The organism is Microbacterium sp. CSI-V, assembly GCF_001984105.1.
Classification (GTDB): Bacteria; Actinomycetota; Actinomycetes; order Actinomycetales; family Microbacteriaceae; genus Microbacterium.
In genome coordinates, this window is sequence record NZ_MTQM01000006.1 from 50,479 (window position 1) to 74,920 (window position 24,442).

At 69.9% G+C, this 24,442-nt stretch carries 32 protein-coding genes; 16 read left to right on the forward strand and 16 right to left on the reverse strand.

Annotated features, from left to right (window positions below):
* From ctaD to CSIV_RS02780, 3 genes are read left to right on the forward strand one after another with little or no spacing between them, the layout of a single operon-like run.
* Complete coding sequence (gene ctaD, locus CSIV_RS02770; protein WP_077050115.1) at positions 1-1,764, forward strand: aa3-type cytochrome oxidase subunit I; 1,764 nt, start codon at positions 1-3, stop codon at positions 1,762-1,764.
* A gap of 3 nt (positions 1,765-1,767) precedes the next feature.
* Positions 1,768-2,184, forward strand: a complete 417-nt coding sequence (locus CSIV_RS02775) for a cytochrome c oxidase subunit 4 (RefSeq protein WP_077049907.1) — start codon at positions 1,768-1,770, stop codon at positions 2,182-2,184.
* 4 nt (positions 2,185-2,188) lie between these two features.
* A complete protein-coding gene (locus CSIV_RS02780) occupies positions 2,189-2,977 on the forward strand; it encodes a PP2C family protein-serine/threonine phosphatase (RefSeq protein ID WP_077049908.1) in 789 nt (262 codons plus the stop codon).
* Positions 2,978-3,081: 104 nt separating this feature from the next.
* On the opposite strand, the gene CSIV_RS02785 is transcribed toward CSIV_RS02780, so the two are convergent.
* The 5 genes from CSIV_RS02785 to ctaE form a co-directional block, all read right to left on the reverse strand.
* Positions 3,082-3,504 (reverse strand): rhodanese-like domain-containing protein, encoded by a 423-nt coding sequence (locus CSIV_RS02785; protein WP_077049909.1) that lies wholly within the window; start codon positions 3,502-3,504, stop codon positions 3,082-3,084.
* A gap of 146 nt (positions 3,505-3,650) precedes the next feature.
* Entirely contained in the window at positions 3,651-5,477 is a 1,827-nt protein-coding gene (gene qcrB / locus CSIV_RS02790) for a cytochrome bc1 complex cytochrome b subunit (RefSeq protein WP_077049910.1), read from the reverse strand.
* Complete coding sequence (gene qcrA / locus CSIV_RS02795) at positions 5,474-6,532, reverse strand: cytochrome bc1 complex Rieske iron-sulfur subunit (RefSeq protein ID WP_077049911.1); 1,059 nt, start codon at positions 6,530-6,532, stop codon at positions 5,474-5,476. Before qcrA ends, qcrB begins: the two co-directional genes overlap by 4 nt.
* 38 nt (positions 6,533-6,570) lie before the next feature.
* The gene (gene qcrC / locus CSIV_RS02800; RefSeq protein ID WP_077049912.1) at positions 6,571-7,380 is read right to left on the reverse strand and encodes a cytochrome bc1 complex diheme cytochrome c subunit; all 810 of its coding nucleotides are present in this window, start codon (positions 7,378-7,380) and stop codon (positions 6,571-6,573) included.
* A gap of 16 nt (positions 7,381-7,396) precedes the next feature.
* Positions 7,397-8,032, reverse strand: a complete 636-nt coding sequence (gene ctaE / locus CSIV_RS02805; protein ID WP_077049913.1) for an aa3-type cytochrome oxidase subunit III — start codon at positions 8,030-8,032, stop codon at positions 7,397-7,399.
* A 169-nt stretch (positions 8,033-8,201) separates the two neighbouring features.
* Between ctaE and trpD the strand changes: the two genes are divergently transcribed.
* Together trpD and CSIV_RS02815 are read left to right on the forward strand one after the other, a co-directional pair.
* The gene (gene trpD / locus CSIV_RS02810) at positions 8,202-9,263 is read left to right on the forward strand and encodes an anthranilate phosphoribosyltransferase (protein ID WP_077049914.1); all 1,062 of its coding nucleotides are present in this window, start codon (positions 8,202-8,204) and stop codon (positions 9,261-9,263) included.
* 2 nt (positions 9,264-9,265) lie between these two features.
* Positions 9,266-10,258 (forward strand): PHP domain-containing protein, encoded by a 993-nt coding sequence (locus tag CSIV_RS02815; protein ID WP_077049915.1) that lies wholly within the window; start codon positions 9,266-9,268, stop codon positions 10,256-10,258.
* A gap of 7 nt (positions 10,259-10,265) precedes the next feature.
* Here CSIV_RS02815 and CSIV_RS02820 read toward each other — a convergent pair whose 3' ends face one another.
* Entirely contained in the window at positions 10,266-11,192 is a 927-nt protein-coding gene (locus CSIV_RS02820; protein ID WP_077049916.1) for a 5'-3' exonuclease, read from the reverse strand.
* Between the two features lie 43 nt (positions 11,193-11,235).
* Here CSIV_RS02820 and CSIV_RS02825 point away from each other — a divergent pair, with 43 nt between their 5' ends.
* From CSIV_RS02825 to CSIV_RS02840, 4 genes are all read left to right on the forward strand, one after another.
* Complete coding sequence (locus tag CSIV_RS02825) at positions 11,236-11,631, forward strand: YchJ family protein (RefSeq protein WP_077049917.1); 396 nt, start codon at positions 11,236-11,238, stop codon at positions 11,629-11,631.
* 71 nt (positions 11,632-11,702) lie between these two features.
* The gene (locus CSIV_RS02830) at positions 11,703-12,086 is read left to right on the forward strand and encodes a PPOX class F420-dependent oxidoreductase (protein WP_077049918.1); all 384 of its coding nucleotides are present in this window, start codon (positions 11,703-11,705) and stop codon (positions 12,084-12,086) included.
* Position 12,087: 1 nt separating this feature from the next.
* The gene (locus CSIV_RS02835) at positions 12,088-12,753 is read left to right on the forward strand and encodes an SDR family oxidoreductase (RefSeq protein WP_077049919.1); all 666 of its coding nucleotides are present in this window, start codon (positions 12,088-12,090) and stop codon (positions 12,751-12,753) included.
* Positions 12,750-13,526 carry an isocitrate lyase/PEP mutase family protein gene (locus tag CSIV_RS02840; protein ID WP_077049920.1) on the forward strand — a complete coding sequence of 259 codons (777 nt, stop codon included), beginning with the start codon at positions 12,750-12,752 and terminating at the stop codon, positions 13,524-13,526. The genes CSIV_RS02835 and CSIV_RS02840 overlap by 4 nt, the downstream gene beginning before the upstream one ends.
* Here the strand turns inward: CSIV_RS02840 and CSIV_RS02845 are convergent.
* The 3 genes from CSIV_RS02845 to CSIV_RS02855 are packed head-to-tail and all read right to left on the reverse strand — an operon-like array spanning position 13,421 to position 15,694.
* On the reverse strand, positions 13,421-14,194 hold the full coding sequence (locus CSIV_RS02845; protein ID WP_337192112.1) for an LON peptidase substrate-binding domain-containing protein: 774 nt from the start codon (positions 14,192-14,194) through the stop codon (positions 13,421-13,423). The two genes, CSIV_RS02840 and CSIV_RS02845, sit on opposite strands and share 106 nt — an antisense overlap.
* A gap of 49 nt (positions 14,195-14,243) precedes the next feature.
* Positions 14,244-15,299, reverse strand: a complete 1,056-nt coding sequence (locus CSIV_RS02850; protein ID WP_077049921.1) for an FUSC family protein — start codon at positions 15,297-15,299, stop codon at positions 14,244-14,246.
* 26 nt (positions 15,300-15,325) lie between these two features.
* The gene (locus tag CSIV_RS02855; protein WP_077049922.1) at positions 15,326-15,694 is read right to left on the reverse strand and encodes a winged helix-turn-helix transcriptional regulator; all 369 of its coding nucleotides are present in this window, start codon (positions 15,692-15,694) and stop codon (positions 15,326-15,328) included.
* A 93-nt stretch (positions 15,695-15,787) separates the two neighbouring features.
* Here CSIV_RS02855 and CSIV_RS02860 point away from each other — a divergent pair, with 93 nt between their 5' ends.
* Positions 15,788-16,636: an SDR family oxidoreductase gene (locus tag CSIV_RS02860; RefSeq protein WP_077049923.1), complete on the forward strand. Its 849-nt coding sequence runs from the start codon at positions 15,788-15,790 to the stop codon at positions 16,634-16,636.
* Positions 16,637-16,706: 70 nt separating this feature from the next.
* Here the strand turns inward: CSIV_RS02860 and CSIV_RS02865 are convergent, their stop codons facing one another.
* Complete coding sequence (locus tag CSIV_RS02865; protein WP_077049924.1) at positions 16,707-17,063, reverse strand: DUF2834 domain-containing protein; 357 nt, start codon at positions 17,061-17,063, stop codon at positions 16,707-16,709.
* A 75-nt stretch (positions 17,064-17,138) separates the two neighbouring features.
* Between CSIV_RS02865 and CSIV_RS02870 the strand changes: the two genes are divergently transcribed.
* The 3 genes from CSIV_RS02870 (at position 17,139) to CSIV_RS02880 (ending at position 19,084) form a co-directional block, all read left to right on the forward strand.
* On the forward strand, positions 17,139-17,480 hold the full coding sequence (locus tag CSIV_RS02870; RefSeq protein WP_077049925.1) for a TraR/DksA family transcriptional regulator: 342 nt from the start codon (positions 17,139-17,141) through the stop codon (positions 17,478-17,480).
* Positions 17,481-17,508: 28 nt separating this feature from the next.
* Positions 17,509-17,724 carry an SCO4848 family membrane protein gene (locus CSIV_RS02875; RefSeq protein ID WP_077049926.1) on the forward strand — a complete coding sequence of 72 codons (216 nt, stop codon included), beginning with the start codon at positions 17,509-17,511 and terminating at the stop codon, positions 17,722-17,724.
* A 112-nt stretch (positions 17,725-17,836) separates the two neighbouring features.
* Positions 17,837-19,084, forward strand: a complete 1,248-nt coding sequence (locus CSIV_RS02880) for an MFS transporter (protein ID WP_077049927.1) — start codon at positions 17,837-17,839, stop codon at positions 19,082-19,084.
* On the opposite strand, the gene CSIV_RS02885 is transcribed toward CSIV_RS02880, so the two are convergent.
* On the reverse strand, positions 19,039-19,797 hold the full coding sequence (locus CSIV_RS02885) for a YidC/Oxa1 family membrane protein insertase (RefSeq protein ID WP_077049928.1): 759 nt from the start codon (positions 19,795-19,797) through the stop codon (positions 19,039-19,041). The two genes, CSIV_RS02880 and CSIV_RS02885, sit on opposite strands and share 46 nt — an antisense overlap.
* Before the next feature lie 84 nt (positions 19,798-19,881).
* Complete coding sequence (locus CSIV_RS02890; protein ID WP_077049929.1) at positions 19,882-20,169, reverse strand: DUF6412 domain-containing protein; 288 nt, start codon at positions 20,167-20,169, stop codon at positions 19,882-19,884.
* Positions 20,170-20,234: 65 nt separating this feature from the next.
* On the opposite strand from CSIV_RS02890, the gene CSIV_RS02895 reads away from it, so the two are divergent.
* Positions 20,235-20,744: a glycine cleavage system protein R gene (locus CSIV_RS02895; protein ID WP_077049930.1), complete on the forward strand. Its 510-nt coding sequence runs from the start codon at positions 20,235-20,237 to the stop codon at positions 20,742-20,744.
* Here CSIV_RS02895 and CSIV_RS02900 read toward each other — a convergent pair.
* A complete protein-coding gene (locus CSIV_RS02900) occupies positions 20,728-21,117 on the reverse strand; it encodes a DUF3054 domain-containing protein (protein ID WP_077049931.1) in 390 nt (129 codons plus the stop codon). The genes CSIV_RS02895 and CSIV_RS02900 overlap by 17 nt on opposite strands.
* A gap of 38 nt (positions 21,118-21,155) precedes the next feature.
* Between CSIV_RS02900 and CSIV_RS02905 the strand changes: the two genes are divergently transcribed.
* Entirely contained in the window at positions 21,156-21,659 is a 504-nt protein-coding gene (locus CSIV_RS02905) for a metallophosphoesterase family protein (RefSeq protein ID WP_077049932.1), read from the forward strand.
* Between the two features lie 7 nt (positions 21,660-21,666).
* Here CSIV_RS02905 and CSIV_RS02910 read toward each other — a convergent pair whose 3' ends face one another.
* Positions 21,667-22,773, reverse strand: coding sequence for a fatty acid desaturase family protein (locus CSIV_RS02910; RefSeq protein ID WP_077050116.1), 1,107 nt, complete (start codon positions 22,771-22,773; stop codon positions 21,667-21,669).
* 239 nt (positions 22,774-23,012) lie between these two features.
* Complete coding sequence (locus CSIV_RS02915; protein ID WP_026095524.1) at positions 23,013-23,216, reverse strand: cold-shock protein; 204 nt, start codon at positions 23,214-23,216, stop codon at positions 23,013-23,015.
* 584 nt (positions 23,217-23,800) lie between these two features.
* Between CSIV_RS02915 and CSIV_RS02920 the strand changes: the two genes are divergently transcribed.
* Positions 23,801-24,289, forward strand: a complete 489-nt coding sequence (locus CSIV_RS02920; RefSeq protein WP_077049933.1) for a pyridoxamine 5'-phosphate oxidase family protein — start codon at positions 23,801-23,803, stop codon at positions 24,287-24,289.
* Between the two features lie 20 nt (positions 24,290-24,309).
* Here the strand turns inward: CSIV_RS02920 and CSIV_RS18705 are convergent, their stop codons facing one another.
* Positions 24,310-24,441 (reverse strand): hypothetical protein, encoded by a 132-nt coding sequence (locus CSIV_RS18705; protein WP_272918306.1) that lies wholly within the window; start codon positions 24,439-24,441, stop codon positions 24,310-24,312.
* Position 24,442: the final 1 nt, after the last annotated feature.

Below are 24,442 nucleotides of genomic sequence, written 5' to 3' on the forward strand. Positions count from 1 at the left end.
ATGGCCACGACGCTTCCGCTCCAGGGAACGGGTCCTTCGCGCCCCACGACCCTCCCGCCCCGCCAGGCCGCGCTGCTGAGCAGCACCCGCGTCGAGGAGAAGGGCAACCTGGTCGTCAAGTGGATCACCTCCACCGACCACAAGACGATCGGGTACATGTACCTCATCTCGTCGGTGCTCTTCTTCATGCTCGGCGGCGTGATGGCCCTCATCATCCGTGCCGAACTGTTCGAGCCCGGGATGCAGATCATCCCCACCAAGGAGCAGTACAACCAGCTGTTCACGATGCACGGCACGATCATGCTGCTGATGTTCGCGACGCCGCTGTTCGCCGGTTTCGCCAACGCGCTGCTGCCGCTGCAGATCGGTGCTCCCGACGTGGCCTTCCCGCGTCTGAACGCCTTCGCGTTCTGGCTCTTCCTCTTCGGCTCCACGATCGCGGTGTCGGGCTTCCTCACCCCGCAGGGCGCCGCCGGCTTCGGCTGGTTCGCGTATCAGCCATTGGCGAATGCGAGCTTCTCTCCGGGTGTCGGAGGCAACCTCTGGATGCTGGGTCTGGGCATCAGCGGCTTCGGTACGATCCTCGGCGCCGTGAACTTCATCACCACGGTCCTCACCATGCGCGCGCCGGGCATGACCATGTGGCGCATGCCGATCTTCTCGTGGAACACGCTGATCACGAGCATCCTGATCCTCCTGGCGTTCCCGGTCCTCGCGGCCGCCATCTTCGCCGCCGCCGCCGACCGCGTGCTCGGCGCTCAGATCTACAACCCCGAGAACGGCGGCGTGTTGCTGTGGCAGCACCTCTTCTGGTTCTTCGGTCACCCCGAGGTGTACATCATCGCCCTGCCGTTCTTCGGCATCGTCTCCGAGATCTTCCCGGTGTTCAGCCGCAAGCCGATCTTCGGATACAAGACGCTCGTCTACGCGACGATCGCGATCGCGGCCCTGTCCGTCGCGGTGTGGGCGCACCACATGTACGTCACGGGCGGAGTCCTCCTCCCGTTCTTCGCCCTCATGACGATGCTCATCGCGGTGCCCACCGGCGTGAAGATCTTCAACTGGATCGGAACCCTCTGGCGCGGATCCGTGACCTTCGAGACCCCGATGGTCTTCGCCCTCGGCTTCCTCGTCTCGTTCGTCTTCGGTGGCCTCACCGGCGTCATCCTGGCCTCCCCGCCCCTGGACTTCCACCTGTCGGATTCGTACTTCGTCGTGGCGCACTTCCACTACGTCGTCTTCGGCACGGTCGTGTTCGCGATGTTCGCCGGCTTCTACTTCTGGTGGCCGAAGTGGACCGGGAAGATGCTCAACGAGCGTCTCGGCATGGTGCACTTCTGGATGCTGTTCATCGGCTTCCACATGACGTTCCTCATCCAGCACTGGCTGGGTGTGGACGGCATGGTCCGTCGCTACGCCGATTACGCCGCCGCGGACGGGTTCACCTGGGGCAACCAGCTGTCCACCGTGGGATCGATGATCCTCGGCGCCTCGATGATCCCGTTCCTCCTGAACGTCTGGATCACGGCCCGCAAGGCGCCGCGCGTGACGGTCGACGACCCGTGGGGCTACGGCGCCTCGCTGGAGTGGGCGACGTCCTGCCCGCCCCCGCGCCACAACTTCACGTCCATCCCGCGCATCCGCAGCGAGCGTCCCGCGTTCGACCTGAACCACCCCGAGGCCGGCATCCCGGTCGGTGTGGGCCCCGCGAAGGATGCCCCCGACGCGCCTGTCGTCGATGCCGCAGCTGGAGAGGTCAAGTAACCCATGCGTACCAATGTCGGACTCTGGTGGCTGCTCACGGGCTTCGCGTTCTTCATCGGCATCGTCTACGCGGTGTGGAACGTCATCAGCCACGGCTCCGTGGAGTGGGTGGGCACGGTTGCGCTGATCTTCATGGGCTTGATGAGCGCCATGATCGCGTTCTACATCAGCCGTGTCGTCAAGGCGCAGCGCGGCGAGCTCCCCGAGGACTCGCTGACGGCGGACATCGACGACGGTGACCCCGAGATGGGCGAGTTCAGCCCCTGGTCCTGGTGGCCCATCGTCCTCGCGGGCTCGGCGGCCATCGCCGTGATCGGCCTGGCGGTCGGCAGCTGGCTCGTGCCCGTCGCCTTCGCCATCTTCGCGATCGCCATCGTCGGCTGGGTGTACGAGTACTACCGCGGGTACTTCGCGCGCTGATCTCGTGCCCCTCCGGTTGAACACCGCGGCCGTCTCCGACGCCGGCGCCCACCGTCCCACCAATCAGGACGCCGCTTTCGCGGCATCTTGGGGTGCGGCGGTGGCCGACGGCGTCGGGGGCGGTCCTTCCGGCGATCTCGCTTCGGCGGCGCTGGTCCACCGTCTCGTGGCCACCCGCGGCACCGGTCTCGACGCCGACGGTCTGCTCGTCCGCATCCGCGAGGCCAACTGGGACATCCGCGCCCACGTGGAGCGCGACCCGGCCCTCCAGGGGATGGCCACGACCTTCACCGGCGTCTTCCTCGGCGTCGAGTCCGAACTGCTGCTCGCCCACACCGGTGACTCCCGCGCGTATCTGCTCCGGGACGGCGAGTTCACGCGTCAGACGCGCGACGACTCCTACGTGCAGGCGCTCGTCGACCACGGCATCATCTCGCCGGAGGCGGCTGCGGCGCATCCACGTCGCAACATCATCACGGCGTCGCTCGGGGGCTCGGAAGGCGACGTGGTGTCGGTGGCGTCTCACGCGCCGCGACCGGGCGACCGATGGGTGCTCTGCAGCGACGGACTCACCGACTACGTGCCGGAGGCCGACGTGGCTCACCTCATCGCCGGTGCCGAAGATCCCCGTTCTGCGGCGGCGTCGGCGGTCGCGCTGGCGCTCGAGGCAGGTACGCGTGACAACGTCACGGTCGTGGTGTGCGACGTTGTCGACGACGACGTCCCGCCGAGCGAACCGGTCTTCTTCGGGTCGGCGGCGCGCTGGTTCACCGAAGACATCGAGACCGCCTGACCCGGCTACGGCCGCGGATTTCCCGACCCGGCGACGGTCACGAATGCCCTGACGCGGGGCGACGGCCGCGGGTCCACCCGGGCGGCGGACAACCGGCCCGGGCTTCAGGCGGGCCTGTGTCCGCCGCGGACGACCATGACGGTGGGATCGAAGACCCGCTCGAGCGCTCCTCCGTCGTTCTCGAACGGCTGGCCCTCGCGCACCCAGTACTCGTACCCGCCGATCATCTCGCGGACCGCGTAGCCGAGGCGGGCGAACTCGAGCGCCCCCTTCTGCCCGGCGTTGCAGCCCGGGCTCCAGCAGTACACGACCACGGGCACGCCACGGTCGAGTTCGATGGGCGCACGCTCGGCGATGTCCCGGTGCGGCATGTGGATCGCGCCGGTGATGCGTCCCTGCGCCCACGCCTCGTCTCCGCGCACGTCGACGAGGACGAACGCGTCTCCCGCCTTCTGCGCGGCGTACACATCGGAGGGATCGGTCTCGAACGCCAGCCGGTTCGAGAAGTAGGTTTGCGCGTCGGTCATGCCCCCACGCTAGATCCCGGGTGCGCTCGGGGGAGAGGGGGAGGGATGCCAGACGTCGATCGCTTCCTGCCACTCCACCGTGCCCGTGAGCGCCCCGATGAAACGACGAAACCCCGGTGCCGAGGCACCGGGGTTTCGTGGACTGACTACGCGCTCTTGTCGCCGTCCGGGCCGAGACCCTTCGGGGCGGGGAACTCGACCTCGACACGCTCACCGACCGCGTTGTGAGGGCGACCCTCGGCGTCGGCACGAGCATCGGCGCCGGCGATCTCGTCGGCCTCTTCGTGATCGATGTGATCGAGCTCGTGGTGCTGGTGGGCCACCGCGGCATCGAGCTCAGCTTGCGTGAGCGGGGTGAGCCGATCCTCGAAGAACCAGCGCGACACGGAGGCGCGGAAGTTCTGCAGAGCCGAGATCTGACCCTTGGCGTTGGGGCGCACCACCAGGGGCTCGTAGGTCTCGTTGTCGACCAGCTTCCAGCGCTCGTACTCGTCGACGGGCTGGTGCACCTCGATGTACTCGCCGCCGGGAAGGCGGACGATGCGACCCGACTCGTACCCGTGCAGCGCGATCTCGCGATCCTTCTTCTGCAGCGCGATGCAGACGCGCTTCGTGACGAAGTAGGCGACGATCGGTCCGAGGATCAGCAGCGCCTGCAGGGCGTGGATGACACCTTCCATCGTGAGGTGGAAGTGCGTCGCCATGATGTCGGACGATGCCGCGGCCCACATGACCGCGTAGAACGTCACACCGGCGGCGCCGATGGCGGTCCGGGTGGCGGCGTTCCGGGGACGCTGGGCGATGTGGTGCTCGCGCTTGTCGCCGGTGATCCACGCCTCGATGAAGGGGTAGATCAGGACGAGGACGATGAACAGACCGAGGACGCCCACCGGGATGATGATGTTCCACGACCAGGTGCGGTCCCAGAGCACGAACTCGAGGTGCGGCGGGATGAGGCGCAGCATTCCGTCGGCGAAGCCGATGTACCAGTCGGGCTGAGTACCGGCCGACACCGGCGACGGGTCGTAGGGGCCGTAGTTCCAGATGGGGTTGATCGTCACGAGCGCCGCGATCAGGACGATCACACCGAACGTGATGAAGAAGAACCCGCCCATCTTGGACGCGTACACGGGCAGGATCGGGTAGCCCACGACGTTGCTGTTCGTTCGGGCGGGGCCGGCGAACTGCGTGTGCTTGTTGATGATCATGAGCATCAGGTGCACGGCGAGCAGCGCGACGAGGATCGCCGGGAGCAGCAGGATGTGCAGCGTGTACAGACGGCCGACGATCGCGGTACCGGGGAACTCGCCACCGAAGAGGAGGAACGAGGTCCACGTGCCGATCACGGGCAGACCCTTGATCATGCCGTCGATGATGCGCAGACCGTTGCCCGAGAGCAGGTCGTCGGGGAGCGAGTATCCGGTGAATCCCTCGGCCATGGCGAGGATGAACAGGATGAAGCCGACCACCCAGTTGAGCTCGCGCGGCTTGCGGAACGCGCCGGTGAAGAACACGCGGAGCATGTGCACGCCGATGCCGGCCACGAACACCAGAGCCGCCCAGTGGTGGATCTGACGGACGAGCAGGCCACCGCGGAGGTCGAACGAGATGTGCAGCGCCGACTCCATGGCGGCGGACATCGCGATGCCGCGCATGGGCTCGTACGCACCGTTGTAGTGCGTCTCGACCATGGAGGCCTGGAAGAAGAACGTCAGGAACGTTCCCGACAGCAGGACGACGACGAAGCTCCACAGAGCGATCTCACCGAGCATGAACGACCAGTGGTCGGGGAAGATCTTGCGACCGAGCTCCTTGACGATGCCCGAGATGCTGGTGCGCTCGTCGAGGTAGTTCGCCGCGGCGCCGACGAAGCGGCCACCGAGGGGCTTGCCCTGCAGGTCTGCCTTGGGCGGACCCGAGTAGACCGCCGGTTCGGTGGTGATGTTCTCCGCGGGGTGGGTGGCGGTGCTCATGAGCGCTCCCAGAAGCTGGGGCCGACGGGCTCTTCAAAGTCACTCTGTGCGACGAGGTAACCCTCGGCGTCGACGGTGATGGGGAGCTGCGGCAGGGGACGGGCAGCCGGGCCGAAGATGACGGCCGCTCCGTTGGCGACGTCGAACTGCGACTGGTGGCAGGGGCACAGGAGGTGGTGGGTCTGCTGCTCGTAGAGCGCGACGGGGCAGCCGACGTGCGTGCAGACCTTGGAGTAGGCGACGATGCCGTCGTACGTCCAGTCCAGGCGGTTGGTCTCGGGGTTGAGCGACTCGGGCTGCAGACGCATCAGGAGAACGATGGCCTTGGCCTTCTCTTCGAGGTAGCCCTCGTCGTGGCCGACTCCGGCGAGCTCTTCCGGAATGACGTGGAAGGCCGAGCCGAGCGTGACGTCGGCGGCGCGGATCGGACGGCCCGACGGGTCGTGCGCGAGGCGCATGCCGCCCTTCCACATCGTGTGGCTGAGCAGCTTCACCGGATCGGCATCCTGCGGAGCGAGGCCGCGGAACAGCGTGATACCGGGGATGACCGAGGCGAGGAGCGCCGCGAACATCGAGTTGCGGATGATCTCGCGACGGCCGAAACCGGAGTCCTTCTCGGCCTCGACGAAGACGTTGACCGCACCCTCACGGGTGGCGTCGCGGCCACGGGTCGCGTGGCGGTCTTCGATGTGCTCCTTGTCGGACATGACGGCCTTCGACCAGTGGATGGCGCCGATGCCGATCGCGAGCAGCGCGAAGGCGATGCCCAGACCGATGAACAGGTTGTTGTTCCGGATGTCGACCAGGGCGCCCGACTCGATCGGGAAGATCATGTAGGCGATGCTCGCCCAGATGCTCGCCGCGACGGAGAAGTAGAACAGCGTGTAGACCGTGCGTACCGCACGCTTCATCGCCTGCGGGTCCTGATCGGTCATGCGCTGGCGGTGCCCCGGGAGACCGGGGTTCTGCACGGGGTCGGGAACCGCGACGGCGAGCCCGGAGCCGGGCTTCCATGAAGCCCTCTCGTGCTCGAGTGCGTCTTCCTCGTGTGCCATGGTGCTCCTCGTACGTTACGTAATGTCGATGACGACGATCAGTTGGACTTCGCCGTGATCCACACGGTGAGCGCGATGAGCGCTCCGATGCCGAAGATCCAGATGAACAGACCCTCCGAGACCGGACCGAGCGATCCGAGCGCGAAGCCGCCGGGGGACTCGGACTTCTGAAGGAACATCAGGTACGAGATGACGTCGCGCTTGTCTTCGGGGGTCAGATTGAGGTCGTTGAAGACCGGCATGTTCTGCGGGCCCGTGACCATCGCCGCATACATGTTGAGCGGAGTGACCGTGTGCAGGTCGGGGGCCCACTTGCCCTCGGTGAGCGCGCCGCCGGCGCCGGCCACGTTGTGGCACATGGCGCAGTTGATGCGGAAGAGCTCGGCACCGTGCGACACGTCGCCCTGGCCGTCGAGGATCTCGTCGGACGGGTAGGTGGGGCCGGGGGCCGCGGACTGCACGTAGGCGGCGATCGCGTTGACCTGCTCCTCGGTGAACTGCACCGGCTTGACCGGAGCCTGCGGACCCTGCGCCTGCAGCGGCATGCGGCCGGTCGACACCTGGAAGTGCACCGCGAGCTCGCCGACGCCGAACAGCGACGGGCCCTGCTGGCTGCCCTCGAGGTCGAGCCCGTGGCAGGTGGCGCAGTTGGCCTGGAAGAGCTTCTTGCCCTCCTCGACCGTGCTGGCCGAGTTGGACGCGCTCGTGGGGGTGTCGGTGGCGGCCATCGCGGCCGACGCGCCGGCGTAGATGCCACCCGTCAGCAGCAGACCGATTCCGATCAGCGCGGCGGCGGCCAGGGGGCTGCGGCGTCCGTTCGAGCGACGCGGCTTCTTCTCTCGTGCCATGTGAGGTACAGCTCTCTTACTTCAGGAAGTAGATGACGAAGAACAGCGCGATCCAGACGACGTCGACGAAGTGCCAGTAGTACGACACGACGATCGAGGTGGTCATCTCTTTGCGACCGAAGTTCTTCACGGCGTACGCGCGGCCGATCACGAGGAGGAAGGCGATGAGGCCACCCGTCACGTGCAGGGCGTGGAAGCCGGTGGTCAGGTAGAAGGCCGAGGCGTAGGGGTTGGCGCTGATCGGCATGCCTTCGGTCACCAGCGTCGCGTACTCCCACACCTGGCCGGACACGAAGACCGCGCCGAGGATGAAGGTGAGGTAGAACCACTCCACCATTCCCCAGCGCTTCCAGAAGCTGTTCGACTTGACCGTGTACGGCTGGTACCGCTCGGCGGCGAACACGCCCATCTGGCACGTGACCGAGGACATCACGAGGATGAACGTGTTCACGGCAGCGAAGGGGACGTTGAGCAACTGCGTCTCTTCGGCCCACAGGGGCGCGGACGTGCTGCGCAGTGTGAAGTAGATCGCGAACAGGCCCGCGAAGAACATGACCTCGCTGCCCAGCCACACGATGGTGCCGACGGCGACCGGATCGGGTCGCTTCACGGCGCGCACGGCCTGGGAATACGTCGCTGGTGTCGTCACCATCCCATTATGCGCGATCCGACGCAGCGATATTCCCATCTCCAGCCTGAGATATTCCATCATCGAGACTTAGGGAAGCCTAAGAATCCGCAAGGAATCCCCGGTGCGGAACGGGTTCCCGCCCGGCTTCGAACGACCTCGCCCGACACGCCGCGTGTGGAAGGATCGTGGCATGGCGGAACGCTTCACCTGGCCCGATCTGCTCACCACCCTGCTGCAGGGCCGCGACCTCAGTGTCTCGGAGTCGACGTGGGCGATGCGGCGCGTCATGGCGGGGGAGGCCACGCCCTCGCAGCTGGCCGCATTCCTCGTCGCGTTGCGCGCGAAGGGCGAGACGGTCGAGGAGATCGTCGGCTTCCGCGACGCCATCCTCGAGGCGGCGGTTCCGCTCCCCGTGCGCGCGGAGGTCCTCGACATCGTCGGCACCGGCGGCGACCGTTTCGGCACGGTCAACATCTCCACGATGGCGGCCGTGGTGGCGGCGGCATCCGGGGTCCCCGTGGTCAAGCACGGCAACCGGGCCGCGAGCTCGGCATCCGGCTCCTCCGACGTGCTCTCCGCTCTGGGGATCGCTCTGACGCTCGATCCCGAGGCGGTCGCCGCGACGCTGGAACGCACCGGGATCACCTTCGCCTTCGCCGCCGCTTTTCACCCGGGCTTCCGCCACGCCGCGGCGACGCGCTCGGAGCTCGGTGTGCCGACGGTGTTCAACTTCCTCGGTCCGCTCTGCAACCCCGCACGCGCCGAAGCCAACGCGGTCGGTGTCGCGCATCTGGACCGCGTCCCCCTCATCACCGGCGTCTTCCGCACGCGCGGCGCGACGGCGCTGGTGTTCCGCGGCGACGACGGCCTCGACGAGCTGACGACCACCGGGCGCAGCCGTGTGTGGGAGATCAGCCGCGGAGACGTGCACGAGCACGATCTGGATCCGCGGGATCTCGGCATCCCCCTCGCCGACATCGACGACCTCCTCGGCGGTTCGCCCGACCACAACGCCGAGGTCGTGCGGCGCACGCTCGCCGGCGAGACCGGCCCGGTCCGCGACATCGTGCTGCTGAACGCGGCCGCGGGGCTCGTGTCGTACCGGTTGTTCCAGGATGCCGCCGAGGTGCAGCGTCCGATCCTCGAGCGTCTCGCCGAGGCGATGTCGGACGCGTCCGCCGCGGTCGACGACGGCCGCGCGCTCGCGAAGCTCGACGACTGGGTCGCCGCGACCCGCGAGCTGGCGGGCTGAGCATGCACCCGCTCGACGCGCTCACCGAGATCGCGTATCTGCTCGAGCGGGAGAGGTCGTCGCGCTACAAGTCGAAGGCGTTCCGCACGGCGGCCGCGGCCATCGAGGGACTGAGCGACGAGGAGTTGCGCGATCCCGGGCTGCGGCGGCGTCCGGGAATCGGCGACTCCACGTTCGCGGTGATCCGGGAAGCGCTGGACGGCGGTGTGCCGGAGCGGTTGGCGACGCTCCGCGCGGAGGCGGGCCTCGGCGGTGGGGGAGAACTGCGGTCGGCGCTCCGGGGCGACCTGCACAGCCACAGCGACTGGTCCGACGGCCTGACACCGATCGAGCCGATGGTCGAGGCGGCGCGGCGGCTCGGTCACGAGTACCTGGCCCTCACCGACCACTCGCCGCGGCTGACGGTGGCGAACGGTCTGTCGCCCGAGCGGCTCCGCTCGCAGATCGAGGTCGTCCGCGGGGTCTCCGGCGACGGGTTCACGCTCCTGACCGGTATCGAGGTCGACATCCTGGACGACGGTGCCCTCGACCAGGAGGACGCTCTCCTGCGCGAACTCGATGTGGTCGTGGCATCCGTGCACTCGAAGCTGCGGATGGAGGCCGGCCCGATGACGCGCCGGCTGGTGGCGGCGGTCAGTGACCCGCGCGTCGATGTTCTCGGCCACGTCACGGGGCGCCTCGTCGAGGGAGCGCGCGGGACCCGGCCGCCGTCGGAGTTCGACGCGCGGGAGGTGTTCGCGGCGTGCGCGGCATCCGGTGTGGCGGTCGAGATCAATTCGCGTCCCGAACGTCAGGACCCGCCCGACGACCTGCTCGCGCTGGCGCTGTCGGAGGGATGCCTGTTCTCGATCGACTCGGATGCGCACGCTCCGGGTCAGCTGTCGCTGCTCGACTACGGCGCGGTCCGCGCGGAGGCGGCGGGGGTCCCGGCCGAGCGGATCATCACGACGTGGCCCCTGCCCCGGCTGCGGGAGTGGCTCGCCCGCGACCGCTGAGCCGCGCTCAGCCGCGCAGGGCGGCCAGTGCCCGGGTCATCGACGTGCCGAGGTTCCAGCGCGCGGCGAGCGCGGTGGCGGCTTCCGCCCGGCCGTCGTCCACCGCGATGCGGTCGTCGGCGGGCGCGAGATCGAGGTCGCGGACGACTCCGACGACGGTCGGCGCGACGTCGAGGTAGTCCGCGGCGGCGAGGATCTTGGCCCGCTGCGCGGGGGAGCCGGCCGTCCCTTCCGCGGCGGCGGAGCGGATGGCGTCGAGGTCGCCCGCCGCGGCCAGGAGCGCGGCCGCGGACTTCTCGCCGATCCCCGGCACGCCGGGCAGGCCGTCGGAGGGGTCGCCGCGCAGCGCCGCGAAGTCGGCGTACTGAGCCGCGCGGATGCCGTATCGGGCCTGTACGGCCGCGTCGTCGATGATCTCGAGGTTGCTCATTCCCCGGGCCGTGTAGACCACCCGGATGCCACGGTCGTCGTCGACGAGCTGGAAGAGGTCGCGATCGCCGGTGACGATGTCGACGGGCACGTCGGCGCGTGTGGCGAGCGTGCCGATGACGTCGTCGGCCTCGTGCTCGGGGGCTCCGACGATCGCGAGGCCGAGTGTCTCGAGGGTCTCGCGGATGAGGGGGATCTGTGCGGTCAACGCCGCCGGGACCTCCTCGACGTCGGGGCCGCCCTCGACGGTCTCCACGACCCGGTGGGCTTTGTAGGTCGGGAGGAGATCGACCCGCCACCCCGGTCGCCAGTCGTCGTCCCAGCAGGCCACCAGCCGCGTCGGTTCGTACGTGGTGACGAGCTTCGCGATGATGTCGAGGAGTCCCCGCGCGGCGTTGACGGACGTGCCGTCGTCGGCCTTGACCTTGTCGGGCACGCCGTAGAACGCACGGAAGTACAGCGACGCGGTGTCGAGCAGGAGCAGTTTTTCCGGACGGGATGCCATGTGCCCAGGCTAGTGAGGACGCCCGAGAATCTAGAGTGTCGGGGTGTCTTTCGGTGCCCGGCCCCTCCGCCCCTCCGCCTCCGCTCCGTGCCCGTGCGGGCGCGCGGCGTTCGGCGAGTGCTGCGGTCCGCTCCTCGACGGCGTCGCGGCGCCCTCGGCGGAACGGCTTATGCGGTCGCGCTACACCGCGTTCGCGGTCGGCGACGCCGATCACCTCGTGCGGACGTGGCATCCCCGTACCCGTCCGGAGGACATCGACCTCGACGACACGGTCTGGGAGGGGCTCGTGATCGACGAGGCCGTCGAGGACGGGGATGCCGCGACGGTGGCGTTCGCGGCATCGTGGCGGCGCCGGGGCGAGCGGGGCGTGCTGTCGGAGCGGAGCAGATTCGTCCGGCGCGGGGGCCGCTGGGTGTACGTCGACGGCGACGTCGCCTGAGCCGTCAAGCCCGGCATCCGTGTCGGCGGCGGTGCGTAGGCTCGCCGCTGGAACCCGATGAGAGGACACGCATGATCCCCGATGCGCTTCGTGACCTGCTCGAGAATCCGAACTACGGCGCCCTGGGCACCGTCCGTCCCGACGGATCGGTGCAGGTCAACCCCATGTGGTTCGAGTTCGACGGCGAGCACGTGCTCTTCACCCACACGACGACCCGGCAGAAATACCGCAACCTGCAGGCCAATCCGTCGATGAGCTTCATGGTCTTCGACCCCGACCAGCCGTACCGCTACATCGAGGTGCGCGGACGGTTGGTGGACGAGGTCCCCGATCCCGAGGGGGCGTTCTACGTGCGCCTGGGTCAGCGCTACGGCAATGCGGGGCAGCAGCCCCCGCCCGATCGCGCGAACCGCGTGATCCTGAAGATGTCGGTCGAGAAGGTCGGAGGACAGTGACATGGAACGCATCGTGATCATCGGTGGACACGGCAAGGTCGCCCTGCACCTGGCGGGTCTCCTCGCCGAGCGCGGCGACGAGGCGGTGTCGGTGGTGCGCAACCCCGACCACCGCGCCGACGTCGAAGCCGCGGGCGGGCAGCCGCTCGTGCTCGATGTCGAGAAGGCGGACGTCGACGAGATGGCCGCCGCCTTCGACGGCGCGGACGCCATCGTGTGGTCCGCGGGCGCCGGCGGCGGTTCCGCCGAGCGGACGTACGCGGTCGACCGCGACGCCGCGCAGCGCGCCGTCGACGCGGCCGCGAAGGCGGGCGTGCGCCGGTTCGTGATGGTGTCGTGGATCGGCTCGACGCCGGACCACGGCATCCCGGAGGACGATCCGTTCTTCGCCTACGCCGACGCCAAGCTCCAGGCCGACGACCACCTCCGGGCCAGCGACCTGGACTGGACGATCCTCGGCCCCGGCACCCTGACACTCGACCCGCCCACCGGTCGTATCACGACCGCCCCGCAGGGCAAGGGCGAGGTAGGTCGCGCCGACGTCGCCGCCGTCGTCGCGGCGACCCTCGTGCAGTCGGCAACCATCGGGCGGTTCATCCGCTTCGGTGCGGGCGACACCCTCATCGCTGAAGCACTCGTATCCGACTCCGAAGGAGCATCCGCATGACCGATCTCACCGCCCGCGCCGAGACCCTCGCGTCTCTTCACCACGCCCCCGAGATCCTGCGCGTCGTCAACGTATGGGACGTCGTCTCGGCGCGCGCGATCGCCGACCTGCCGCAGACCCGGGCGCTCGCGACCGCCGGCCACTCGATCGCCGCGACCTTCGGCTACGAGGACGGCGAGAACATCCCGCTCGACCTCATGCTCGACATGGTCGGGCGCATCGTCGCGGCCGTCGACGTTCCGGTCTCCGCCGATCTCGACGCCGGGTACGGCGACCCGGGCGAGACCGTGCGCCGCGCGATCGGCGTCGGCGTCGTCGGTGCCAACGTCGAGGACCGTCTGCGGCCGCTCGCGGACTCCGTCGCCGCGGTCGAGGCGATCGTCGCCGCGGGTGCGGCCGAGGGCGTGCCCTTCGTCCTCAACGCGCGCACCGACGCCGTTCTGAAGGGCGGCGACCGTCCCCTCGACGAGAAGCTCGAGGATGCCATCGCCCGCGGCCGCGCGTACCTCGACGCCGGAGCCACGACCGTGTTCGTCCCGGGCCTCCTGGACGCGGACGCGACGCGTCGCCTGGTCGAGGGCATCGGCGAACGGAAGGTGAGTGTGATCGGCGTGCCCGGCGCGCTGACCGCCGCCGAGTACGAGGCCCTCGGGGTGGCGCGGATCTCCTACGGACCGCAGACGCAGCGGGTCGCACTCACCGCCCTGCAGGACCTGGCGATCGACCTGTACGGCTCGGGCGTCATCCCGTCCACGGTGCGCGCCCTGAACTGAGCCGCGTCAGTCGTCGTCCTCGGCGTCGTCATCGGGGTCGTCCACGACCACGATGACGCCGTCGGGGATGGGGTCGCCGAGCAACGGCTCGGCGGCGAGAGTGAGATCCACCGTCGCTCGCAGCAGCCCGCCCATCGTGGGGACCGCAGCAGCTGCATCTGATCGAGTTCGCCCAGCGGTGCGATCGCGGCGATCTGCCACGCGCGTTCGAGGGGCGCCTCCGACAGCTCGACGTCGGGGTCCCACCGGGCCACCCCGAATTCGCGCGCGCGCCCGAGGACGCGGCGTACGATGCGTTCGGCTTCCTCCAGGAGCGGCGCGAGGTCGTCGTTCCACTCGAGGTCGGGAAGCGGACGCACCTCGGCCCGGGGATACGGGGCGTCGTCGAGCCACTCGACGATCTCGAACCGCTCCGCTCCGCGGGCGACGATCGACATCTGTCCGGCCTGCGGCACGACGTGGCTGAGGCGCGCCATCGTCCCGAACGCGAAGCGCTGGTCGCCGCCGCCGGTCTCGACACCGCGCTCGATCAGGACGACGCCGAACTCGGGGTCGACCTCGTCCAGCAGCATCCCCAGCATGACGAGGTAGCGCTCCTCGAAGATCCGCAGCGCCAGGGGGGTGTGCGGGAAGAGGACGGCTCCCAACGGGAACATCGCGGTACCCATGGCACCAGTCAACCAGCGCTGCGGGCAACGAGGGCCGTCTCCGCGCTGTTCACGCCGGCTCGTCCCGCAGGCTCTCGTGGATGCGGTGGAGATCCATCAGCAGCGAGCCGATCAGCACCCAGTGCTCGGTCGAGGGGGTGCGGATCTGCAGGGGCCGGGTGAGGGCCGGCTCCTCCGCCATCGGCGCCGGCTCGGTGCTCGGATCGAGCGAGAACTCGAGGCGGACGTCGTGGGCCGCCCGGTGCAACTGCTCCGCGATCGCGCGCACCGAAGGATCGTCGGTGATCGACGGGGTGTATCCGTCGTACACCGCCCGCGTCATGCCCACTGTCTGCGTGACCACGGGGGTGAACCGGTCGAGGCGCGCCTGCATCTCCGCGAGGTCGGCGCGGTGGCGGGAACTGCGCGGGTTGAGCGAGAGCGAATCGGCGCCGTCGCGGATCGCCTCGGCCGCGGCATCCCGGACCGGGCGCAGGAGGCGCGCTTCCAGGAGGAGACCTTCCAGCGACTCGCGGCTCTGCGGGGTCTCGAGGGCATCGGCGAGACGTTCCAGCGCGGCGGCGAGCTCGCGCCCGAGGACGTCGAGCTTCTCGCGCGCCGGGGGGACGAGGACCGGGGGGACGAGGGCGGTGTTCACCAGGATGCCGATGACCGCACCGATGACCGTCTCCAGCACGCGGTCGAGGGCGTAGTTCGGGGTCGCCGTGCCGAGCGCGAGGACGAGCACCGCGCTGATCGCCACCTGGTTGGTCGCGCCCGGTGACATCCGCAGCGCCCACGCCACGCCGAGGGACACCGCGCCGGCCAGCAGGATCACCCAGGTGGGGGACCCGAGCACGATGCCGAGCAGGGAGGCGATGACGACGCCGACGATCACGCCGACGCTGCGCTCGACGGCGCGGGCGAAGGACTGATTGATGCTCGGCTGCACGACCAGGACGGCGGCGATCGCTGCGAAGATCGGGGGCGGTCCGGGGACGAGCGCGCCCGCGGCGATCCAGGCGGCGATCATCGCGACCGCGGATTTCGCGACCTGCAGGAACGGTCCCCGCCGCGCAGCGCGGAAACTCAGGCTTTCACGCGGGAGTCGGAGCGGGAATCGCATGAATCGAGCGTAGGCCGAGGGTGCCGTCACTTCGGCCGGTCCAGCATGGCATCCGCGTTATCGGCGACCCACGCCATCAGCGGCAGCATGCGCTCCATGAGGTCGTGTCCGAGATCGGTCAGGGCGTACTCGACGCGCGGGGGGACCTCGGGATACGCGGTGCGGCGGACAAGACCGTCGGCCTCGAGAGTCTTCAGAGTGCTCGCGAGCATCTTCTCGCTGATGCCGGTGACGTTCCGGCGCAGTTCGCCCCACCGCTGTGTCCCGTCCGAGAGGCCGACGAGGACGAGGACTCCCCACTTGCCCATCACGTGGTCGAGCACGGTTCGGGTGGGGCACCCGTCCGAGAAAACGTCAGGACGTTCGGCGCGCAGATCCGCAAGACTCACCATCACGTGAGTACCTAACCGGAAAGTGGGTACCCGCATTCCGGAATGCGTCCGGTCCGGCCACGTTGGCTTGGGCGTACCGACCGAAAGGACACTCCCATGACCCTCCTCGTCTCCGCCGCCTCCGGGCACCTCGGCCGCCTCGTGATCGACGCGTTGCTCGCGCGCGGCGTCGCGGCATCCGACCTCGTCGCCGGCGTCCGCACCCCCGCCAAGGCCGACGACCTCGCCGCGCGCGGCATCCGCGTCGTCGAGTTCGACTACGCCCGACCCGACACGCTGACCGCGGGTCTGGAGGGTGTGACGGGCGTACTGCTCATCTCGGGGACCGATGTCGACCGCGTCGCGGGACACCGCAACGTCGTGGAGGCCGTGCGCGCCGCCGGTATCGACCGCTTCGTCTACACGAGCGCGCCGCGCGTCGACGAGATCGACTACGCCCTCGGCGCCGACCACCTCGCCACCGAGCGCGCGATCGCCGAGGCGGGCCTGGATGCCACGATCCTCCGCAACAACTGGTACACGGAGAACTACCTCGATTCCGTCGCGCGCGCGGCGGAGTCCGGCGTGATCGTCGCCGCGGTCGGTGACGCGCGCGTCGCGAGCGCCAGCCGTCGCGACTACGCCGAGGCGGCCGCCGTGGTCCTCACCACGGACGACTTCCGCGGCCGGACTCTGGAGCTCGCCGGCGACGTCGCCTGGACGTACGACGAGCTGGCCGCCGCGGCCGCAGAGGTGCTCGGCCGCGAGGTCGTCTACCAGCCGGTGACGCTGGAGCAGCTCACGACGGGACTCGAGCAGGCGGGCCTGGATGCCGGGACGGCGGCGTTCGTCGCCGGCATCGACGACGCGATCGCCCGCGGCGCGCTGTCGCAGACCGACGGCACTCTGGCCCGCGTGATCGGCCGTCCGACCACGCCGCTCGTCGCCGGCTTGCGCGCGCGCTGACGCGCACCGAGCGCGTGAGTCGCCAGGATGTGTCGCCTGAGCCCTGCTCGAAGCGACGATTTTTGGCGACTCACGCGTTTGCGCGAGCGGAGCGAGCGCCGATCCGCTTCCGCTCGCGCATCGCGAGGAACAGCGGGAAGGTGAACGCGAAGGCGGTGAGGCCGGACAGGACGACGTACAGCCACGCGTGCCGCATGCCCTGGCGTCGCCCCTCGACGAGGATGAAGATGCTCCCGGCGACCGCGACGACCAGCAGGTCGACGGTGATCGACGACACGGCCGGGCCGCTGGAGACCAGATCGCCGAGGAAGTCGGACATCTGCACGATCGCGAAGACGTTGAAGGTCCAGGTCCCGACGAGCCCGAGGATCGACAGCACGAGGAACGCGACCGACAGCGGTGTCCAGTGCTTGAGGAGGTCAGCCATGCGCCGATCCTGGCGGCTGCGCGCTCCGCGATCCAGCCCCGTTCCGATGTCGCCGCCGCGCAGTAGCGTCGAGGAATGGATGCCACCCGCGCCACGGCCCTGCTCGATGAGCTCGAGCGCGCCGTCGACCGGCGCCTGCGACATCTGACGGCCGACGCGGAGAGCCTCCGACACGACCGGGCGGATGCCACGGCGGACGACGAGCACGACCCCGAGGGCTCCACGCTGTCGGGGGAGTGGGCGCAGGTCGACGCGCTGGCCCGCGCGTCGGTCGCCGAGCGCGACGAGATCCGCGCGGCGCGGGAGCGCGTGGCATCCGGGACCTTCGGGGTGTGCGAGGTGTGCGGGCGTCCGATCGCCGACGCGCGCCTGGAAGCCCGGCCGACGGCACGGCGCTGCATCGTCTGCGCGACCTGAGTCCCGGGCCCCGCCGTAGGCTCGGAGGGTGGAACCGCTGCTGATCGTCCTGCTCTTCGCCAACGCCGTCTTCAACGCGGTCGTGTGGCCCCGGTTCTACCCGCGGATCGCGAAGGATCCCCGCGCCCGGGATGCCGCCGGCAAGCCCACGGCGTTCCTCGTGGTGCACACGGTGCTGATCGCCATCGCCCTGGTGCTGGCGCTCGCATCGGTGATCGCCGCGATCGCGGCCCTGGTCTCCTAGGCCGTCGCGCGCGCGGGCTCTGTAGAATGGGGGCGCGGGTTCGCCCGCCGCACCTCGTGCATCTACCTACCGGACCGGCAAGGCGGCACCGCCCCACGCCCCGGAGATCCCCATGCACCACCCCGTCCCGTTCACTGCGCAGCGCCCCCTGATCCACCACACGGGTTTCTGGTACTTCCCCGTCGCCTTCATCGCGCGTCTGCCGTTCGCGATGATGACGGTCGGTGTCCTGGCGCTGGTCGTCTCGGTGCGCGGGTCGGTCGCGCTCGGCGGGCTCACCTCCGCGGCGGTCGGCATCGGCGTCGTCATCGCCGGGCCCGTGCTCGGCGATCTCGCCGACCGGTTCGGTCAGTCGCGGGTGCTGGTGCCGACGGGGCTCGCCAACGGCATCCTGCTCGCGCTCTTCCCCGTGGTCGTGGGGTCTCCCGCCGCCGACTCCCTCGTGCTCGCGAGCGCCGTCGCGATCGGTCTCACCGGCCCGCAGACCGCGGCGATGTCACGCAGCCGCGTCATGGCGCTCATCGGCGCGCGGATCGAGGCCGACCGGCGCGAGCGCACCTTCTCACGCGCGATGGCGTACGAGTCGGCGGCCGACGAGACGGCGTTCGTGATCGGACCGTTCGTCGTGGGCGTGCTCGCCGCGGTCGTGGCGCCGTGGGCGCCGATCGTCGCGGCCGCCGCGCTGAGCTTCGTCTTCGTGACCGCGTTCGCGCTGCACCCCACCGGTCGCGTGGTCCCCGTCGCGTCCGAGCGCGGCACGATGGCTCCCGCCCGCGAGTTGCTCCGGCCGCGGATGCTCATGCTCGTCGCCGCGGTCTTCGGCGTCGGCGCGTTCTTCGGTTCGACGCTGACGTCGCTGACGGCGTTCATGGAGGCCCGAGGGGCGCCCGAGGCCGGGGCTCTGCTGTACGGCGTGATGGGCGTCGGCTCCGCGGTGCTCGCCCTGGCGGTGGCGGTGCTGCCCGCCCGCTTCTCGTTGCGGTGGCGGCTCGTGGCGTTCGCGATCCTCCTCTTCGCCTCGGCGGGCGCGTACTCGGTGGGCGGTTCGGTGCTGACGGTCACGGTCGTGCTGTGCCTCATGGGCATCGGCGTCGGACCCTCGCTCGTGACGTTGTTCAGCCTCGCCGGGCACCGCGCGCCGGCGGGGCGCACCGCGACCACGATGACGCTGCTCGCCTCGGCGCTCACGCTCGCGCAGGCGCTGTCGTCCGCGGTCACCGGCGCCGTCGCCGAGCGCGCCTCGGTCGAGTCGGCGATGCTGATCCCCGCGGGTGCGGCGCTCCTCGTGCTCGCCATGGCCGCGGTGAACCTCGTTCACGCTCGACGGTGGGATGCCGTCGGCCCGTCGTCGATCGGGTAGAACCGCCGCAGGATCCACCGCTGGCCGAAGGTCCAGACGGTGGTGACGGCGAGGTAGAGGGCCGCGGCGAGCGGCACGAAGATCGCCACGAGCGCGGTGCTGAAGGGCAGCACCGCGGTCATCACGACCACCGACCTCGGCGTGGCCGGGTCGTACGGCGGTCGCAGGAACCGTCGTGTCAGTTCACCCGCTCCGGCGATGACCGCGACGATGAGCCCGAACAGGGCGAAAGTCAGGGCATCCGCCGATCCGCCGGTGAGCGCGGTCAGCAGACTCGACCCGAGCGGAACGCCCGCGAGATGTTCGGTGAGCAGGCCGTTCGCGTGCCCCGCGACCGTGGGGTGCAGGAACACGGCGTACAGCAGTCCGACGACCGGCGCCTGGGCGAGCACCGGCAGGCAGCCCGCGAACGGCGATACGCCCGCGTCGCGATAGAGCTGCATCGTCTCCCGCTGCAGGCGTTCGGGGTTCTTCCCCCATCTCTCGCGGAGCGAGCGCAGGCGCGGAGCCAGTCGCGCGCGGTCGCGTTCGGCGCGGGCCTGCGACACCCCCACGGGGATGAGTGCGGCGCGGACGACGAGGGTGACGAGGACGACCGCCAGCGCGGCGGCTGCTGCTCCGGCGGCGGGGGAGAGGAGGGCGGTGAGGGCCAGCAGGCCCCGAGTGGTCAGGTCGAGCAGGGCCGCGAGCGGCGGCAGAGCGAAGAGGTCCAAAGAAGTATCCGTTCGTGGGAGCGATCAGGGAGCGATCGGCCACGGAGGGATGCCGAGGCGGCGCCGTTGAGGGCGCCGGGCGGTCTACGCGGCCGGGGCCGCGCGTCCGGGAGCTCGCGGGCGCGGGTGGCCGGCGGCGTCGGGATCACTCTGCGCGAGCGGAGCGGAGGGATCGATGGGGCGTGTCGGCCGTGCCGGCGGGGCATCCGCCAGGAGACGGAACACGAGGACGGCGACGGCGACGGTCAGCACGACGGCGGCCGCCAGCGCCAGGGCCAGCAGCGGCGCGGGGGAGGCGCCTCCGTCGGGGGTGAGCGCGACCTCTGCGGCGACGAGCAGAAGGTTCAGGGCGGTCAGGAACGACGCGATCATCCCGTGCCCCCTCTCCTCGGTCGAGCCCTCACGCTACCAGCGGGTCGGTGGCTACGCTGTCGGGCATGACGACTCTCGTGATCACCGTGGTGGGCGACGACCGCGCCGGGCTCGTGGCATCCCTCGCCGACATCGTCGACGCGCACGGCGGCAACTGGGAGACCAGCGAGCTGGCGGAACTCGCGGGTGCCTTCGCCGGGATCGTCGAGGTCTCGGTGGCCGCCGAGCGCTCCGACGATCTGCGCGCGGCGCTCGAGGCGGCGGCGGGCACCCTCCGGGTCACGGTGCACGGTCCGGCTCCGGTCCCCGCCACGGCGGCGCGCACCGTCGCGTTGACGGTGATGGGCAACGACCGCCCGGGCATCGTGCGGGAGATCACGGGGGCGCTGAGCGCCCGCGGGGCCAGCATCGACCGGATGTCCACTCAGACCACGGATGCCGCGATGGCGGGCGGTCGGCTGTTCGAGGCCTCGCTGACCGCGACGCTGGCCGGCGGGGGCGGGGTCGACGAACTGGTGGAGGACCTTCAGAACCTCGCCGCCGAGATCCAGGTCGACGTCACGCTGACCGACTGACCCGCGCGCGGGCCGCGATCGCGGCGACCGTGCGCCAGCCGACCAGGAACAGCGCCAGGGTGATCGCGGCGACGATGACGAACGCCACGGCCACGCCCTGGCCGCTCACCGCGCGCAGCAGTATCCCGGCCGCCAGCGTCACACCCCACACCGGCAGGCCGGTCCGCAGCGGTGCGAGCGGGCGTCGCCAGCCGAGGCTCACGACCCACCCGAGGAGCAGGCCGACGACGAACGGCCACGCGGTGGTCGCCAGGCCTGCGCCCGCGGGACCCAGCACGTCGCCGTCGTGGGTGGCCCGGCCGATCGCGGCGAACACGACGACGAGCACGATGTCGAGGATCAGGGCGAACAGGGCGGGGCGGCGAGAAGTCACGTTCCCATCCTCGCAGCACCGCGGGTAGCGTGAGCCCGATGACGACGCGACTGCTCCTCCTCGCGGACACGCACGTCCCGAAGCGGGCGCGCAGCCTTCCGGAGGCCGTGCGCCGAGCGGCATCCGAGGTCGACCTCGTCGTGCACGCCGGCGATTGGGTGACCGCCACAGTGCTCGACGAGCTCGAGTCCCTCGCCCCCGTCGTGGGTGTGTGGGGGAACAACGACGGCGCCGACCTCCGGGCGCGACTGCCCGAAGTGGCCCGGACGGAGGTCGATGGGGTCCGAATGGCGGTGGTCCACGAGACCGGTCCGGCCGCGGGGCGGGAGAGGCGGATGGATGCCGCGTTCCCCTCCGTGGATCTCGTGGTGTTCGGTCACAGCCACATCCCGTGGGACACCGTCACGCCCGCCGGGATGCGGTTGGTCAATCCCGGGTCGCCGACAGACCGCCGCCGCCAGCCGGCGTGCACCATGATGATGCTCGCTCTGGCTGACGGCGGGGTCCGCTCGCTCGACGTCGTCGAGGTGGAGCGGGACTGACTGCGGGTCAGATGCGCCGTGCGGCCGACGTCATCGGGCACTCGAACGGATCGCGGGCGGCGAGCCCGACGCGGTTGAGGTACGCGATGACAATGCCGTACGACTGGAACAGCGTCGTCTCGACGTAGGGGACCTGCAGCGTCTCGCAGTGCTCGCGCACGATCTCGCGCGCACGGCTCAGGTACGGCCGCGGCATGTTCGGGAACAGGTGGTGCTCGATCTGGTAGTTCAGGCCGCCCATGAGCCACGTGGCCCACCAGCCGCCGGAGATGTTGCGGGAGGTGCGCACCTGCTTGCTGAAGAAGTCGAGCTTCGCGCCCGGGGCGATGACGGCCATGCCCTTGTGGTTCGGGGCGAAGGATGCGCCCATGTACACGCCGAACACCGCGAGCTGCACACCCAGGAAGGCGAACGCCATCCCAAGGGGCAGGAAGATGAAGACGGGGGCCACGAACACCGCGAAGCGCAGAGCGATGAGCCCGAGCTCGGTCCAGCGGCCCTTGACCTCGCCGCGCGAGAGCAGGTGGCGGATGGCCAGCACGTGGAGGTTCAGGCCCTCGAGCGTGAGGAGGGGGAAGAACAGCCAGCCCTGCCGCTGCGTGATCCACCGCTGGACGCCGCGGGCCTTGGCGGCATCCTCGTCGAGGAAGGAGATGGTGTCGATCTCGATGTCGGGGTCCTTGCCGACGCGGTTGGGGTTCGCGTGGTGCCGCGTGTGCTTCGTGGCCCACCACGACTGGCTCATCCCGACGACGCCGTTGCCGATCCACAGCGCCAGGCGGTCGTTCGCCCGGCCGGACGCGAGGATCTGCCGGTGGTTGGCTTCGTGGGCGAGGAAGGCGACCTGGGTGAACAGGATGCCGAGCGCTGCGGCGATGAGCAACTGGAACCAGCTGTCGCCGAGGAGCACGAACCCGGTGATCGCTCCACCGAATCCGAGGACGACGGCGGTGCCGACGAGGGCGTAGAAGACGGGGGTGCGGGCGAGGAGCCCGCTTTCGCGGACGACCTGGGACAGCTCTGTGTAGGCCTTCGCGATCGGGGGGAATTCAGTGGTGCCGGAATAGGTCTGACGAACGGGGCCGAGACGGGACTCGACGATGGTGGAGGCGATGAAGAAGCTCCTCGGGAGTGGTGACCGTGGTCGGGAGCCGGGGCGGCTACCCGGGCTGCGGCCCACACTACGGCGGGGTGTATGGGCTCACCGGAATACGAGTGCATCCTCGGCATACTCACCGGAACCGGTCATCTACCCGACACCCCTCCTGCACCGGGAGAAACCCGGGCGCAGACGCGGCGAAGGCCGGGAAGCCGCCGAAGCGGCCCTCCCGGCCTTCGCTGAGGAGCGTCAGCTCAGAGGGGGCGAATGTTCGCCGCCTGCATGCCCTTGGGGCCCTGCTCGGCGTCGAATTCGACCTTCTGTGCTTCCTGCAGCTCCTTGAAGCCATTGCCCTGGATCGCGCTGAAGTGCGCGAACAGGTCGGCCGAGCCGTCGTCGGGTGCGATGAACCCGTAGCCCTTCTCGGAGTTGAACCATTTCACGGTGCCAGTGGCCATCGTGTTCTTCCTTTTTCTTTTCGGGCCGCGATTACGGCCGGGTGCGCCGCTCCGACGCATGCGGAGCGGACGGGGACGCCGCGCGACCGGGAGGGTCGTGCGAACGTGTTGGGCGTCGACGGCGGCGCGGGCCGCGTCGACGGAGTCGTGGATGCCGAGGTCTTCACCGAGGGGTCCCTGGGCTTCGAAGCCCAGGGGGACGGCGCCGACGAAACCGGCGTACGCCGAATCGACCGTCGCGACGAACACGTCGAGATCGGCCTGGCGCCACGACAGGGGCAGGGGGAGAAAAGCAGACACGCGGACTTTCCGCGGCCTACGGGAGACCGGATGGTCGCACCCGAGTGGGCCGCGCGGAGATGAGGAGGGAATCGCATCGATGACGGCTCGGTGCCGTGCGCCCGGCATCTCAGCGATGAGGCGGACGTCGATGAAGCAGGTCCCAGAACGAATACTCAACGGTACCACGGAAGGATCGGCGCGCACAGACCCGGCGAGATCAGACTCTCGACACGGCGTCAACCGGTGGCGGGCGGTGGTCCGAGCGAGTGGGCTGAACCCCTCCCCACGAGAAGGAGGACACCGTGTCCGACACCGTTTCCGAGCTGGACAAGCTCAACGAACTGCTCCCGAAGTTCCGCTTCGCGATGGTCACCACGCGGGCGGAGGAGGGTGATCTCCACGCCCACCCGCTCACGGTGCAGGAGTCGGAGTCCGACGGTGACCTGTGGTTCATCGTCGGCACGCACGCCTCGGCGGTGGAGCACGTCCGACGCGACCCGAAGGTCGGCCTGTCGTTCAGTTCCGACGGCCTGTGGCTGTCGCTCGCGGGCGAAGCGGAGGTGATCGACGACCTCGCGAAGCTGAAGGATCTGTGGTCCACCACCGTCGAAGCCTGGTTCCCCGACGGTCCCGAGTCACCGGGCGTCACTCTGCTGAAAGTCTCCGCGCTGAGCGGCGAGTACTGGGGGAGCGCCGGCGGTCGCATCGCCACCGCGGTGGCCCTGGTGGCATCCAAGGTCACCGGCGAGCGACCGCGCGGCGAGAACGAGAAGTTCGACCTGCCCGCCTGACCGGGCGGACAGGCGCGGCGTCAGCCCCCGGACGGGTTGTCGACGGGGGCGTCGTCGTCGTCGGTTCCGGCGGGGATCTCGGGCAGGTCCGCTGTCTCCAGCTCGTCCGGCTGGTCGGCGGTGTCGGGGGTGCTCTGCGGTGTCGTGTCCATG

What these genes read in the sequence shown, in the direction of transcription:
- trpD (WP_077049914.1), top strand. Translation starts at nt 8,202, where the DNA reads ATGGCGGAACGCTTCACCTGGCCCGATCTGCTCACCACCCTGCTGCAG.
- CSIV_RS02845 (WP_337192112.1), bottom strand. Translation starts at nt 14,194, where the DNA reads ATGGGTACCGCGATGTTCCCGTTGGGAGCCGTCCTCTTCCCGCACACC.
- ctaD (WP_077050115.1), top strand. Translation starts at nt 1, where the DNA reads ATGGCCACGACGCTTCCGCTCCAGGGAACGGGTCCTTCGCGCCCCACG.
- CSIV_RS18705 (WP_272918306.1), bottom strand. Translation starts at nt 24,441, where the DNA reads ATGGACACGACACCGCAGAGCACCCCCGACACCGCCGACCAGCCGGAC.
- CSIV_RS02890 (WP_077049929.1), bottom strand. Translation starts at nt 20,169, where the DNA reads ATGATCGCGTCGTTCCTGACCGCCCTGAACCTTCTGCTCGTCGCCGCA.
- qcrB (WP_077049910.1), bottom strand. Translation starts at nt 5,477, where the DNA reads ATGAGCACCGCCACCCACCCCGCGGAGAACATCACCACCGAACCGGCG.
- qcrA (WP_077049911.1), bottom strand. Translation starts at nt 6,532, where the DNA reads ATGGCACACGAGGAAGACGCACTCGAGCACGAGAGGGCTTCATGGAAG.
- qcrC (WP_077049912.1), bottom strand. Translation starts at nt 7,380, where the DNA reads ATGGCACGAGAGAAGAAGCCGCGTCGCTCGAACGGACGCCGCAGCCCC.
- CSIV_RS02895 (WP_077049930.1), top strand. Translation starts at nt 20,235, where the DNA reads ATGACGACTCTCGTGATCACCGTGGTGGGCGACGACCGCGCCGGGCTC.
- CSIV_RS02865 (WP_077049924.1), bottom strand. Translation starts at nt 17,063, where the DNA reads ATGGCTGACCTCCTCAAGCACTGGACACCGCTGTCGGTCGCGTTCCTC.
- CSIV_RS02785 (WP_077049909.1), bottom strand. Translation starts at nt 3,504, where the DNA reads ATGACCGACGCGCAAACCTACTTCTCGAACCGGCTGGCGTTCGAGACC.
- CSIV_RS02915 (WP_026095524.1), bottom strand. Translation starts at nt 23,216, where the DNA reads ATGGCCACTGGCACCGTGAAATGGTTCAACTCCGAGAAGGGCTACGGG.
- CSIV_RS02870 (WP_077049925.1), top strand. Translation starts at nt 17,139, where the DNA reads ATGGATGCCACCCGCGCCACGGCCCTGCTCGATGAGCTCGAGCGCGCC.
- CSIV_RS02850 (WP_077049921.1), bottom strand. Translation starts at nt 15,299, where the DNA reads ATGCGATTCCCGCTCCGACTCCCGCGTGAAAGCCTGAGTTTCCGCGCT.
- CSIV_RS02835 (WP_077049919.1), top strand. Translation starts at nt 12,088, where the DNA reads ATGGAACGCATCGTGATCATCGGTGGACACGGCAAGGTCGCCCTGCAC.
- CSIV_RS02775 (WP_077049907.1), top strand. Translation starts at nt 1,768, where the DNA reads ATGCGTACCAATGTCGGACTCTGGTGGCTGCTCACGGGCTTCGCGTTC.
- ctaE (WP_077049913.1), bottom strand. Translation starts at nt 8,032, where the DNA reads ATGGTGACGACACCAGCGACGTATTCCCAGGCCGTGCGCGCCGTGAAG.
- CSIV_RS02905 (WP_077049932.1), top strand. Translation starts at nt 21,156, where the DNA reads ATGACGACGCGACTGCTCCTCCTCGCGGACACGCACGTCCCGAAGCGG.
- CSIV_RS02830 (WP_077049918.1), top strand. Translation starts at nt 11,703, where the DNA reads ATGATCCCCGATGCGCTTCGTGACCTGCTCGAGAATCCGAACTACGGC.
- CSIV_RS02880 (WP_077049927.1), top strand. Translation starts at nt 17,837, where the DNA reads ATGCACCACCCCGTCCCGTTCACTGCGCAGCGCCCCCTGATCCACCAC.
- CSIV_RS02820 (WP_077049916.1), bottom strand. Translation starts at nt 11,192, where the DNA reads ATGGCATCCCGTCCGGAAAAACTGCTCCTGCTCGACACCGCGTCGCTG.
- CSIV_RS02860 (WP_077049923.1), top strand. Translation starts at nt 15,788, where the DNA reads ATGACCCTCCTCGTCTCCGCCGCCTCCGGGCACCTCGGCCGCCTCGTG.
- CSIV_RS02815 (WP_077049915.1), top strand. Translation starts at nt 9,266, where the DNA reads ATGCACCCGCTCGACGCGCTCACCGAGATCGCGTATCTGCTCGAGCGG.
- CSIV_RS02840 (WP_077049920.1), top strand. Translation starts at nt 12,750, where the DNA reads ATGACCGATCTCACCGCCCGCGCCGAGACCCTCGCGTCTCTTCACCAC.